The organism is Salinimicrobium tongyeongense (genome assembly GCF_026109735.1).
GTDB lineage: Bacteria > Bacteroidota > Bacteroidia > Flavobacteriales > Flavobacteriaceae > Salinimicrobium > Salinimicrobium tongyeongense.
The window spans coordinates 286,069-298,936 of record NZ_CP069620.1 but is presented as its reverse complement, the minus strand read 5'-3'; the positions used below and the strand labels follow the sequence as shown (position 1 = coordinate 298,936).

General features: G+C 39.8%; 10 protein-coding genes. 7 read left to right on the top strand and 3 right to left on the bottom strand.

From position 1 onward, the window contains the following. Window positions 1-90 precede the first annotated feature (90 nt). The 4 genes from JRG66_RS01310 to JRG66_RS01295 all read left to right on the top strand — a co-directional run bounded on the left by JRG66_RS01310 (window position 91) and on the right by JRG66_RS01295 (window position 6,916). Window positions 91-1,485 carry a hypothetical protein gene (locus JRG66_RS01310; protein WP_265163941.1) on the top strand — a complete coding sequence of 465 codons (1,395 nt, stop codon included), beginning with the start codon at window positions 91-93 and terminating at the stop codon, window positions 1,483-1,485. A gap of 150 nt (window positions 1,486-1,635) precedes the next feature. After that, a complete protein-coding gene (locus JRG66_RS01305) occupies window positions 1,636-3,027 on the top strand; it encodes a hypothetical protein (RefSeq protein WP_265163940.1) in 1,392 nt (463 codons plus the stop codon). 820 nt (window positions 3,028-3,847) lie between these two features. Beyond that, on the top strand, window positions 3,848-4,912 hold the full coding sequence (locus tag JRG66_RS01300; protein WP_265163939.1) for a M12 family metallopeptidase: 1,065 nt from the start codon (window positions 3,848-3,850) through the stop codon (window positions 4,910-4,912). Window positions 4,913-5,392: 480 nt separating this feature from the next. After that, complete coding sequence (locus JRG66_RS01295; RefSeq protein ID WP_265163938.1) at window positions 5,393-6,916, top strand: hypothetical protein; 1,524 nt, start codon at window positions 5,393-5,395, stop codon at window positions 6,914-6,916. 196 nt (window positions 6,917-7,112) lie between these two features. On the opposite strand, the gene JRG66_RS01290 is transcribed toward JRG66_RS01295, so the two are convergent. Beyond that, window positions 7,113-7,697, bottom strand: coding sequence for an acyl carrier protein phosphodiesterase (locus JRG66_RS01290; protein WP_265163937.1), 585 nt, complete (start codon window positions 7,695-7,697; stop codon window positions 7,113-7,115). A 152-nt stretch (window positions 7,698-7,849) separates the two neighbouring features. Between JRG66_RS01290 and glmM the strand changes: the two genes are divergently transcribed. Beyond that, on the top strand, window positions 7,850-9,238 hold the full coding sequence (glmM, locus tag JRG66_RS01285) for a phosphoglucosamine mutase (RefSeq protein WP_265163936.1): 1,389 nt from the start codon (window positions 7,850-7,852) through the stop codon (window positions 9,236-9,238). Here the strand turns inward: glmM and JRG66_RS01280 are convergent. Next, complete coding sequence (locus JRG66_RS01280) at window positions 9,228-10,136, bottom strand: lysophospholipid acyltransferase family protein (RefSeq protein WP_265163935.1); 909 nt, start codon at window positions 10,134-10,136, stop codon at window positions 9,228-9,230. The genes glmM and JRG66_RS01280 overlap by 11 nt on opposite strands. A gap of 54 nt (window positions 10,137-10,190) precedes the next feature. Between JRG66_RS01280 and JRG66_RS01275 the strand changes: the two genes are divergently transcribed. Then, complete coding sequence (locus tag JRG66_RS01275; RefSeq protein WP_265163934.1) at window positions 10,191-10,841, top strand: rhomboid family intramembrane serine protease; 651 nt, start codon at window positions 10,191-10,193, stop codon at window positions 10,839-10,841. Window positions 10,842-10,885: 44 nt separating this feature from the next. Continuing rightward, window positions 10,886-11,560: an SIMPL domain-containing protein gene (locus tag JRG66_RS01270; protein ID WP_265163933.1), complete on the top strand. Its 675-nt coding sequence runs from the start codon at window positions 10,886-10,888 to the stop codon at window positions 11,558-11,560. Window positions 11,561-11,628: 68 nt separating this feature from the next. Here JRG66_RS01270 and JRG66_RS01265 read toward each other — a convergent pair whose 3' ends face one another. Then, entirely contained in the window at window positions 11,629-12,762 is a 1,134-nt protein-coding gene (locus JRG66_RS01265) for a TlpA disulfide reductase family protein (RefSeq protein ID WP_265163932.1), read from the bottom strand. Between the last annotated feature and the right edge of the window lie 106 nt (window positions 12,763-12,868).

Below are 12,868 nucleotides of genomic sequence, written 5' to 3'. Positions count from 1 at the left end.
ATAATTCTCTCCGGGTCATAAAACCCGGGGAGGATTTCTTAATAATTTTTATTAACCATTCTAATTTTTATTAATCAAACACAATTTATTATGAAAAATTTTAAAATTTCAATTGCCTGGCTGGCAATGTTGGCGTTGGTGTTTACTTCCTGTAGTAAGGAAGAAGCAGGTGTTGTTTCCGATGATCCTGAAACGGTACAATTGACCTTTGGAGCCTTGTTAAATTCCTTCAATCAACAAAACAGGCAATCTGAAGCTGAATGTAGAGATGGAGTTGATCCTGCTTATGTTATTTTGGGAGGTACAACATCTGAAGATGCCGAACCGGGGACCTACGAACTCTTTGAGGTGGGGCTTGTGAACAACAATGGCTCATGGGAAACTACCTATTCTGAAGATTTAGAGCTTCCTGCCGGAACTTATTACCTGCAACATTTCGCAGTTTATGATTCCAACGATCAGGTATTATGGGTAGCTCCACGTGAAGGAGGAGCATTTGCCGATGAAGTAGGGGATGCCCTGCCATTACAAGTTAATCTTGTAGCGGGAACCAAACCTTATATTGATGTAGATGTTCTTTGCTACTATGCAAGGGAAGAAGCTGCTTATGGTTATCCTTTCTTTGATTTTGATGTTATTGAAGTTGAGAACAGCTATTGTGTTTTCGTAAATTACTGTGACGACGAAACTGGTCGTGATTATCCTGCATATTTCACAATTGATGTGTATTCAGATGCAACAATGACTCAGGAAGTTTCTATCAGCAATGATACCAACACCATTACAATGGCAGGAGAATGGCCTTCGGCTTCTGTACTGTGTTTTGCATTGCCCGATCTTGGAGATGATACTTATTACGCCAGGGTGACTGTACTAAATCATGATGATCTTGATTACACTGCAGATGATAGCGATTATTACGATTTTGTAATCACTCAGGAGAGTATAGAGGCACTTGAAACTCAAGTTCCCGCTTATCATCACATTAGGTTTGAGTGTGATGATGATCCAAATGGTGGAGGAGAAGACGAGGTGTGTGATATAGATGCAGCCTGTGAATTGGAGACTACAGGTACCCTTGATGAGTTCTGCTACTTCACAATCCTTGAAAACGCTGACGATGACAACTGGGTGAGAATAAATAATGCTCAGGATCTGGAAGACCTGAACCTTTTGGTTGATTTTCCACTAGACGGTCTAATTGAAGTTGTAGATGTAAATGTGGTAATGGACGATGGTGAGTTATCCATAACTCTGGATACACCATATTCAGTACAAGATCGGATTACAGGATATGCCATAGAGGTAAGACCTTCTGTTGAAGGAGGAGCTATGAACCAAACCTGTTGGGAATCTGAATGTGCCAACGTGGTTGGTGAAGATCAGACGGAAGCCATTACAGAATCTTTTGATGGTTTCGATTACTCTTATCCTTTCTACATGAGAGTAGACGCTATCTTCTGTTCCGTTCCACTTGAAAATTAATTTCTTGTAAGATTAACCACCTGTGTTGCACAGGTGGTTAATTTTAAAAATTTACTGTGATGAGACCCATTGTATGCACAGGTGGATCATCATCTACAAACATTTTTTAAACCATCATTTTTATCATCCTGCTTATAAAAAAAAACTACTATGAAAACTACATTATATAAATTTAGTCTGTTACTTCTTTTTCTGGTTACAGCTGCTTCCTGTACTACTGAAGATCCACAACCAGTAAATGAAGATGAACAGAAGGTACAGTTGACATTTAAAACTGTTCTTGCAGAAATAGACCTGCAACAAAAGGATCCGGTTGTATGTAGTGACAACACACCCGGCTACGTGATGATTGGAATTACAGACGCTCTTGGTAATTATATTGGAGAAAATGGGGGAAGCCCTGAAATGAATCTAATTAGGGTAGAATTAAAATATAACACCAGCCTTAGTACATGGGAAACATTATATTCCGATGAACTTGCATTACCTGCTGGAGATTACGACCTGCAACATTTCATTGTTTATGATACCAGTGATAATGTTTTGTGGGTAGCACCAAGATTAGAAGGAACTTTTTCCGAATATGTAGACCAGCCTCTGCCACATGAAATTGAAGTTGTTTCGGGAACCAAACCCTACATTAGTATAGATGTCTTGTGTTTCTATTCCCGCAATGAAGAAGCTTATGGTTATCCGTTCTTTGATTTTGATGTTGTTGAGGTAGAGAATAGCTATTGTGTGTTTGTAAATTATTGTGATGATACCACAGGAAGAGAATATCCTGCTTACTTCTCTATGGAAGTATGGACCGATTCTTATGACGGAACTCCATATCCCTTAAGCAATAATACTAATACCATAACCATGGAAGGGGGTTGGCCATCTGCTTCGGTGTTGTGTATTGCTCTTCCCGATCTTCAAGACAGGACTTTCTACGCCCGTGTAACCGTTTTGAATCATGACGATTTAGATTACACTGCAGACGCTACCGATACATTTGAGTTTGAAATTACGCAGGCCAGTATTGAAGCCCAGGAAATATTTATACCTGCATATCATCATGTAAGAATAAACTGTGATAACAATAACAACCCTGGAGATCCAACTTGTGATACAGATGTGCGTTGTAGGTTAAACCTGAGAAATGAACTCTCCTCTAACTGCGAGTTTACCCTACTTGAAGGGGCTGATACCGAAGGTTGGGTTCAAATTAATAGCGATGCCGATTTGCAATTGTTGGCCGATTTAGGTTTTGAAGATCTTACAGCTTTGGGAACCGCTGATGTTTCCTTGTCAGGTGGTGAAGTGCAAATAATTCTTGATACACCTTTTGATGACAGTGACCGTATTGCTGCTTATGCAATTGAGGTGCGGCCGTCTAGTGGAGGGGCAATGAGTCCCACTTGTTGGGAGAATTATTGTGCCAATATTCAGGGAGAAAATGGTGCTATTGCTAACACTTTCAATGGTTTTACCTATACTTATCCATTCTACGTAAGAATAGAAACCATTAACTGCTTTAGTATAAACCTGCTGGATTGACCTAATATCCACAACAATAAAGGCTGTTTTAAAAGTTGAGCACTACTGGATTATTTCAGAATTCGATATAGCTATCAGTTTGTCGAAGCGGCAAAAGAATTTATAATGGCCTTTTCTCAACATTAGATGGTAGTTTAAGAGGTATTACACTACCTATATGACCAGTTCTGCGAAAGCTGCCCTACATTTTATAAAAAAGCGATAGTCAAAAATATCATTTTTGACTATCGCTTTTTTACTTAAGCTGAAAGTTCTGGAATTTTTACAGCATATATTTTAAAAGAAATAACATTAATATTAACAGGCTGTTTTAGCTACTTATAAATTTTTGATAGTATCAAGCGATACAAGATTTGCTTTAAATCCTTCCAGGCTTTAAGTTCTTTTCAATTTTCTTCATAATCCTTACAAATGTTTTTTTAGCTTTTAGCATTTTCTTCAATTCGGCCTACTGTATTTAGTGTTCCAAGCTATTGAACAGCAGCATGTTAAAATCACTTAAAACCTTCTTAAGGAAATATTAATTTCTAATTTTGTGATAATTTATTTATCTCCATAGGTTTAACTAAAAAAAAGAAATTCACGAAACAGATATGCTTATTCCCTCCCTTCGTCCCGACGTAAGCCATAGTTAAAAAATATCTAAAAAAATTTTTGGCATAGTTATTACAAGTTAAACCGCAATTAAGAATGTTAAGATTCTTTTTTGTTTTTAAAAGCTTTTAATTAACTAAAAATGAACGTCATCAAAAAGTCAGTTAAAACAATTTGTTCTGTAAAACCCAAACATGCAGGACTTAAAAATTATGAATACCTACTTATGAAAAATTTAAAATTCGCTGTGTTACTACCAGCTTTAGCCTCCCTAGTTTCCTGTAGTAAAGATAATCCTGAAGAATTAGAGAACATTGAAAGTTCGAATATTAATGAGACTCAGGAGATCATGACAGAATTTGCCAATCCCAATCCCGGTGCTTCTACAGATGTGTATTATGCAGGTCAAAAATTTGCCGTTGAGCAGTTTAATGGGGATTACATTTATGAAGGAGATATACTTTTGCCCCCTTCATTAGTAAGCCATCAGGAAGTTAAAGTGGTTTTTGAGGAAGGTGAAGTTGTTCCCGAAACCAAAAGTGTTGGGCGTACTTCAGGCAGATGGCCCAACAATACTGTTTACTATGCTATAGACAGTAATTTAGACAATAAATACCGCGTCTACGACGCAATAAAGCACTGGGAATCTCAAACTAATATTGATTTTGTAGAGAGAACATCCCAGTCTAACTATATTTATTTTGTAACCGGTTCTGGTTGTTCCTCTTACGTGGGGATGATAGGTGGAAGACAAAATATAACCTTGTCTACTGCTTGCTCTACCGGGAATACCATCCACGAGATTGGCCATGCTGTTGGCCTTTGGCACGAGCAGAGCCGTGTAGACAGGAATAGTTATATCACCGTGCATTATGATAACATTCAAAGCGGAAGGGAATATAATTTCCAGACTTATGCTGAGCAGGGAATGGATGGTGATGAGTTTACCAGTGCTCTTGATTTTGGATCTATCATGATGTATGGTCCATACTCATTTTCCAGTAATGGAAAGCCTACCATAACTACCAAAAGTGGTTCTACTTATAATGTGCAAAGATCTGCTCTGTCTTCAGGCGATAAGACCGGAATAAACAATATGTATCCTTATAGTTCTACTTCAGGTAAAGAGACTACAACCGGCACTACAGAAGAAACTTATATTAATGGGGAATACTATACGGTTTACGGCGTATATCTTCTTAGAAAGAATGACACCTGGTTTTACTATTCAAGAATTTACGGGTGGAAAGAAGTATTTTCCAGAGGAGGATACTGGTACTATAAAGCATAAATTATAATGCATATATTTATAAACCCGGCTGTAAGGCCGGGTTTTTTTATGGCAGTACCCCGAACTTAGATTACCATTTTAAAAATAAGCCTTTAAGAGCACTGTAGAATTTGTCTACAATGTATTTTAAAAGATGTGGAAAATTTCCACTTCCTTAAAAGTTTTTAACCTTAACTGCAGCCGTGAAAAAATTAAACTGAAAATATACCATAAAGTAGGGTTAACCCCCATTTCAGTGATAATCAAATAATTATATATTTACACCATTAGTTGCCATTCCCCCAGGTAATTTTTCCTCCCATTAATTTAAAAAATTGAATTTTGAGATCCAGATGATCTGGATTTTTAAAGTGAAACCTGGAAAAAAATATTCTCTCCTTCCCCTTAGTCCAAGAGTATACTTTTTCCAGCGCAAAGTTGCTCCCTCAAAAAGTCATAAGTAGTAAGCAATTATTTATTAACCATAAACCAATATTTATTATGAAAAATCTTAAACTTTCAATTGCCTGGGTAGCAATTTTTGCATTGATTTTTACATCCTGTAGTAAAGATGAAGCTGGAGTTGTATCAGATGAGCCTGAAACAGTACAATTAACTTTTGGAGCATTACTGAATTCTTTTAATCAGCAAAACAGGCAGTCTGAAGCTGAGTGTAGAGATGGAGTTGATCCTGCTTATGTTATTTTGGGAGGTACAACATCTGAAGATGCCGAACCGGGGACCTACGAACTCTTTGAAGTGGATCTTGTGAACAACAATGGCTCATGGGAAACTACCTATTCTGAAGATTTAGAGCTTCCTGCCGGAACTTATTACCTGCAACATTTCGCAGTATATGATTCCAACGATCAGGTATTATGGGTAGCTCCACGTGAGGGAGGAGCATTTGCCGATGAAGTAGGGGATGCCCTGCCATTACAAGTTAATCTTGTAGCGGGGACCAAACCTTATATTGATGTAGATGTTCTTTGCTACTATGCAAGGGAAGAAGCTGCGTATGGCTATCCTTTCTTTGATTTTGATGTAGTTGAGGTGGAAAACAGCTATTGTGTGTTCATTAATTATTGTGATGATGAAACCGGAAGGGAATATCCGGCTTACTTCAATATTGATGTGTATACTGATGAAGCGATGACTCAGGAAATTGAGTTAAACAATGACACTAATACCATTACTATGGAAGGGGAATGGCCTTCAGCTTCTGTGCTGTGTTTTGCATTGCCCGATCTTGGAGATGAGACTTACTACGCCAGAGTTACTGTTTTAGATCATGAAGACCTTGATTATACTGCAGGTGCAGAAGATTATTATGATTTTGAAATTACACAGGCGAGTATCACCGCATTGGCAGCACAAGAGCCAGCTTACCACCACATAAGAATAGGATGTGATTCAACTCCTGTTATTAATGCCGATACGAATATCTACATCTATTTCGATTCTTCCGGATCAATGGACAATACTTTGTATCCGCTGCAGGAAATGAGAAATACCCTTCTTAGAGCTGCTCTAATTGGGTTGTACAACAATGATGATGCACTTTTCGATGAAAAAGTACAGGTAATAGCTGATCCTAGTGAGCGAACCATGCATTTTCTCAACCTGAGGGGGGAATCTCCCAGCGGAAATTCAATTGCTTTAATTTTCCAGGATGAAGCAGTTTACAGCTATACAGATTATGTAAGCTCATGGGATCAAAATACAACACGTACAGCGACTTACGATGCAGATATTACCGCATTAAGAGGCAGATTGGCAACCTGGCCCTCCAATTCCTATAACGGTATTATATTTCAGGTAGCAACACCAAATTCACCTGATGCAGAGAATTTTGCGAAATTCGTTTCCTATGTTGAAAATGGAGACGGAAATTACGCAGGAGCCTACGGCCTTTCTGATAAATCCGAAATTGGCTATGTTTATGATGTAAACCCCGGAGATTCTCCGGCATACTATGAAGGTCTAATTGTTTCAGCACTTCAAAGCCTGGGTTACAGTCTTTAGAGTTACTGATTTTTAAACCAGATTAAGCAGAGGCTGCCTGTAAAGGCGGCCTCTTCTTTTTTTGGTCCAGACTTAATCGCTTCTATAATATCCTGAGAGGATCTAAAAACGACCTTTTTGTAACTCTATCTTTCTAAAAGAATTCAGCCAGTCACGCGTTTATTAAAGCCTGCTCAAAAATGCCATTTTTGAGGTGCTACAGAGAAGAAACCTGCTGATGGGAGTATTCCTGAAGTTGTGGGAAAAATGCTGTAAACTCTTCCGAAAATTCTTCGTAATATTCCTTCAATTCATTCACGGCGCGATCCATTCGCACAATGTTTTTTGTCCTTAGGTTCATTTGATAGAGAATTCGGGCAATTCCTTCAATGCTCGCATAGCTTAAAAGCCAGTTTTCAGAAACCATGTAAGGCAGGAAGTTTTGAATGGGGGCGGGTAATACCTCAAATCTCTGCTTGAGGAGCTTATAGAAATCTGCCACAAAATTTTCAAGCGGAACTTCACTGTAATCTTCCCAGCGGGAAGCGAGGAAGTGATCGTAAAAAATATCTACAATAACCCCGCTGTAGTGACTGTAATTTTTATGCAATTTAGCGGTGCTTTTCCTCACTATGGGGTGAGAATCGGTGTAGGAGTCAATCGCCCGGTGAAGAAGGACCCCTTTTTGAACTTCGGAAGGAAACTCCAGGTACTTTTTTCCTTTTATGGAATCGGCGATAAAATTTCCCAGGCAAATATCGTCATTATCTCCCGAGAGGTATATATGGGCAAGAAAGTTCATTTGTGCTAAGGTACTTAATCTGGATGTTTAAATTTTGTTAAGGTTTGGGAAGGCTTCAGAAGGAGAGTATCTTTGTACAGCTTTTTTAGAATTTCCGCAGAAAAAGAGGTTCCAAAAATGCCATTTTTGACAACACTTTTGAAAATTAACGTATGACATTAATAAAATCTATTTCAGGAATTAGGGGTACCATTGGGGGGAAACCTTCAGAAAACCTTACCCCAATTGATGCTGTGAAATTTGCCGCTGCATATGGCAGCTGGCTTAAACAGCGCCATGAAGATAAAAAGATCAATGTGGTAGTGGGCCGCGATGCAAGGATTTCGGGGCATATGATCCAGCAACTTGTAATGAACACACTTACCGGGCTGGGAATTAATGTGATTGATCTTGATCTTTCTACCACCCCCACGGTAGAAGTTGCAGTTCCTATGGAGAAAGCCGAAGGCGGAATTATCCTTACCGCCAGTCACAACCCAAAACAATGGAATGCTTTAAAACTGCTAAATGAAAAAGGCGAATTTTTAAGTGGAGATGACGGTGCAGAGATCCTTGAAATTGCTGAAAAAGCCGATTTTTCTTTTGCAGCTGTCGATGACCTTGGAAAAGTGACAAAAGTAGATCATTACATAGATACTCATATTGAAGAAGTGGTGATGCTGCCATTGGTTGATGCCAGGAAAATTGCTGAAGCAGGCTTTACAGTTGCCGTTGACGGGGTGAATTCTACGGGGGGCATTGCCATTCCCAAACTTTTGAAGAGGTTGGGTGTAGAAGTGGTGGAGCTCTACTGCGAACCCACAGGTGATTTTCCGCACAACCCTGAACCTTTGAAAGAACACCTTTCTGAAATCTGCGAACTTGTTAAAAGCAGAAAGGCAGACCTGGGAATTGTGGTAGATCCTGATGTTGACAGGCTTGCATTTATCACCGAAGAAGGCGAAATGTTTGGAGAAGAATACACTCTGGTGGCCTGTGCAGATTATGTGCTGGGTAAAACCCCCGGAAATACTGTGAGTAACCTTTCTTCTTCGCGTGCCCTGCGCGATGTGACCCAAAAACATGGGGCTACTTATGCAGCAAGTGCCGTGGGGGAAGTAAACGTGGTTGAGCTGATGAAGCAGAACAATGCCGTGATTGGCGGTGAGGGTAATGGCGGAATCATTTATCCCGAATTGCACTACGGAAGGGATAGCCTGGTAGGAGTGGGGCTTTTTCTAAGCTTTTTGGCCGAAAAGAAAATGAAGGTTTCTGAACTCCGGAAGACCTATCCTGCTTATTTTATGAGTAAAAATAAAATCGAACTCACCCCTCAGCTTGATGTAGATAATATTTTGAAGCTGGTGGCGAAAAAATATTCGGGAGAACAGGTGAGCACTGTAGATGGTGTTAAAATAGATTTTGCTGAACATTGGGTGCACCTGAGAAAATCGAATACAGAGCCCATCATCAGGATTTATACTGAAGCTAAAAGTCAGCAGCAGGCAGATGAAGTGGCCGAAGCAATGATTGCTGAAATAAAGAAGATCGCTAATCTTTAATCACCACGGCATCATGGGGGATGGGGGCATTGCGGTGTTTCCACCTTTTATGGGTCCAGAGGTAATAACGGGGTTCCCGTCTTATTTGTTCTTCCAGGTGGTTGAAGTAGGTACGGGTAATAAAATACTCGGGTTCCTGGACCGGGGTGTATGAAATGGTTTTAAAGGAGGCTACGTAGTAGCCTCTTTTAATTTTTTCCACATGAAGGTAGACCACGGCCATATCCAGGGAGCGCGATAATTTTTCAAGTCCCATAAAAGCCGGGGCGTTAATCCCCATGAAATTGACCCATGCCCTGGCACGCCCCAGTTTGGGAGATTGATCGGCAATCATGCCATATATTCCGCGTATTCCATTTTGTTCATTGTCGGTAATGGTCTTGGTCGCCTTACTCGAAGGAATTAGCACAGTGCTGTAGCGACCCCTAATGTCTTTGATAAGCTGGTCAAAATAGCGATTCTTTATTTTTTTGTACACTCCGAAACTCTTATGCTCAAGGCCGTAGAGTTCAAGAGCCGTCATCCACTCATAGCTGGCGTAATGTCCGCAGGCCAGGAGTATGCTTTTATCCATTTTATTTATTTTCTCAATCTCTTCAGGATTAGTAAAAGAAAACCGCTTTTTCAGCTCTTCGTCTGTAATAGATAGGCTTTTTATCATTTCCAAAAACATGTCAACCATGTGGTGGAAAAACTGTTTCCTGATCTTTTTAATTTCAGCTTCAGATTTTTCGGGAAATACCAGCCGTAGATTTTCACTTACAGTTTTTCTTCTGTATCTGGCGATGTAGTACACAATAAAAAATACAACATCAGAAAAGAGGTAGAAGAGCCTGAAAGGGAGGATGGAAATAAGCCATAAAAACGGGTAGGCCAGCCAGAAAACTAAACACTGCATGCAAAAGTCATTTAGGCAAATATATGGTATATTTGGAACTAAATTTTTGCATTAATGGGAGATTTCGACCTGGTTACACTCGTAGTCATAGCAGTAAACATAATTTTTTCTTATAAAGGTTTTAACGACCAGTCTTTTTTTGAAAAGTACAAGTTCAACTCGGCAGCCGTAAAACGGGGGGAGAAGATAAGGGTGCTTACTTCGGGCTTTCTGCATGTAGATACTGCCCATCTTTTTTTGAATATGCTCACCCTTTTCTTTTTTGCCGATGTTGTGATTGGCTCTCTGGGAAGTGTCAGCTTCTTATTGATCTATCTTGCAAGTCTTTTACTTGGCAACCTGTTGTCTTACTATTTTCATAAAGACGAATATCAATACAACGCGGTAGGGGCCAGTGGGGCTGTTTCGGGGATCATTTATGCTGCCATTCTCCTGTACCCGGATATGAGCCTTTACATGTTTTTTATCCCAATTCCCATTCCGGCCTATGTTTTTGGGATTGGATACATGCTTTACTCAATCTACGGAATGAAAAACCGGATTGGAAACATTGGGCATGACGCACACTTTGGTGGAGCTGTGGGAGGTTATATTTTAACCTTATTACTGGTGCCGCAACTGTTCGTGACCAGCCTGTTTATGGTGATCTTGCTTGCAATTCCCATTGTTCTGTTATTTTTCCTACAAAAATCGGGGAAATTCTGACATTGGCACTGAATTTGAAAACCCGTTCTAAAACCGTGAAAATTATGAAAAAGTTTCTCCTTTTAATTGCCATTTTTGGCTACTCTGTAGGCTTCGCACAAGACCAGCCTTTTCCATCCATTTCCGTATTAGGTACCGGAACCGTAAATGTTGTACCCGATAAGGTCCTTATCAAATCGAGGATTGAACATACCGGGAAAACGGCTGCTGAAGTGAAGCGTAAAAATGATAAAGTTGTAGATCAGGTCATTAAATATCTGAAATCCCAGGGGGTGGTGTCAAAACATATTCAAACTGAATACATCAGGCTCAACAAGGAGGTCAACTACAACACGCAAGATACCATGTACTCTGCAAACCAGGCAATTTCTATTGAATTGACCAACCTGAAGGCTTATGAAAAGATCATGTCGGGTTTATTAGATTCAGGACTTAACAGGATTGACGGCATTGAATTCATGACCTCCAAAAAAGACCAGTTACAGTCTGAAGCCCGAAAAAAGGCAGTTTTGGATGCCAAAATGAAAGCTGAAGAATACGCATCTGCTTTAGGGCAAAAGGCCGGAAAAGCAATTCATATCAATGAAATGCAAACAGACAACTATCAGCCGGTCTACAGGATGATGGAAATGAAAGCAGATACTTCTGGGCAGCAAAGCATTGCCCCGGGTGAAATGGAAGTGACCGTTAAGGTAAACGTTGATTTTCAGCTAAATTAATTTAAAAAAATCAATAAAAAAAGGGAACCATTTTTTGGTTCCCTCTTTTTATAATTATTTGTCAGGTACTAATTTGCTGAAGAACCATTCAGAACTTCTTCCACCTTTGCTCCCAGGGCTTCACCTCTTAGATTTTTGGCAATGATGTTTCCCTTTTCATCGAGTAAAAATGCTGCAGGAATAGCACGGATACCATAATCAACCGCAACAGGATCCTGCCAGAACATCAGGTTTGAAACGTGATTCCATTCCCCCAGGTTATCATCTTCAATAGCCTGTATCCATTTGTCTTTTTGGCCGGGGCGGTCAAGGGAAACCTGGATTATGTTAAATCCCTGGTCGTGATATTTCTTGTAGACCTCCACAATGTTGGGGTTCTCAACTCTACAGGGCTTACACCATGAAGCCCAAAAATCTACAAGGGTCACTTTTCCAAGCGCTTCACTAAGAGCGAGCTCATTTCCTTCGGGGGTGGGCGCACTAAACTCGGGTGCTTTGCTGCCTACCGCAGTCTTGCTCATCTTGTCAAGCCTTGTTTTTACTATTTTGGCCAGCGGAAGTTCCTTTACTTCGGGGCTTAACTGCTCATAAAATGCTTTTAATTCGGCTGAGGAATACGCAGAAGTATTCAGCATATCCTGAAGTATCATTACAGAAACAATAGAATTGGGATTCGATTCAACCAGACTTGATTTTGTCTTTTTGTCCTCTTCAAATAATTGTTCCTGGAATGCCTGAAGGTTTTGCAGTGAAGCTGAATCCTTTTTCATCATGGCCTCGCGAAGGTCATTTCGGTTTTTTCCCATTTTCTGGCTTACATCTTTCACACTTGCAAGATATTCAGAGAGCACTTCATTATCTTTTCCCCCGGTTATTTCTGAAGAATAAATACTATCTGGGTAAACCGTGAATTCAACAGGGCTATTGTTTGCTATGTAGACCACATTGCCACGAGTACCTTCGAGGCTAAGGAAGCTAATGGTAGGCTGGTCTTTTTCGGGTAAATCAAGTTCAAACTTTTCCTCTTTAATTTCTACGGTGTCTATATGCACTACCTGGGTGTTGCTGTCGTTCAATTCAGAAACAATAAGCTTTTGCCCGTCTTGAGCATTTTGAACTGTTCCGCTAATTCGGTATCCTTCGTTATCACCTGCACAAGCAGCCATGAAGATTACAAAACCGCCTAATAAAAATTTACGCATAATTTGTTACATTTTGGACAAAAATAAGGAAGAAAGGGGAGAGAAACGGGACAAATAGATAAATTAATGTTAATATGAGCCCGTGCCTCAAGGCAGGATGCAAAAT

Bases quoted from the DNA above. Each gene is read 5' to 3' on its own strand.
- glmM (WP_265163936.1), top strand. From the start codon at position 7,850: ATGACATTAATAAAATCTATTTCAGGAATTAGGGGTACCATTGGGGGG.
- JRG66_RS01270 (WP_265163933.1), top strand. From the start codon at position 10,886: ATGAAAAAGTTTCTCCTTTTAATTGCCATTTTTGGCTACTCTGTAGGC.
- JRG66_RS01305 (WP_265163940.1), top strand. From the start codon at position 1,636: ATGAAAACTACATTATATAAATTTAGTCTGTTACTTCTTTTTCTGGTT.
- JRG66_RS01275 (WP_265163934.1), top strand. From the start codon at position 10,191: ATGGGAGATTTCGACCTGGTTACACTCGTAGTCATAGCAGTAAACATA.
- JRG66_RS01310 (WP_265163941.1), top strand. From the start codon at position 91: ATGAAAAATTTTAAAATTTCAATTGCCTGGCTGGCAATGTTGGCGTTG.
- JRG66_RS01300 (WP_265163939.1), top strand. From the start codon at position 3,848: ATGAAAAATTTAAAATTCGCTGTGTTACTACCAGCTTTAGCCTCCCTA.
- JRG66_RS01290 (WP_265163937.1), bottom strand. From the start codon at position 7,697: ATGAACTTTCTTGCCCATATATACCTCTCGGGAGATAATGACGATATT.
- JRG66_RS01280 (WP_265163935.1), bottom strand. From the start codon at position 10,136: ATGCAGTGTTTAGTTTTCTGGCTGGCCTACCCGTTTTTATGGCTTATT.
- JRG66_RS01295 (WP_265163938.1), top strand. From the start codon at position 5,393: ATGAAAAATCTTAAACTTTCAATTGCCTGGGTAGCAATTTTTGCATTG.
- JRG66_RS01265 (WP_265163932.1), bottom strand. From the start codon at position 12,762: ATGCGTAAATTTTTATTAGGCGGTTTTGTAATCTTCATGGCTGCTTGT.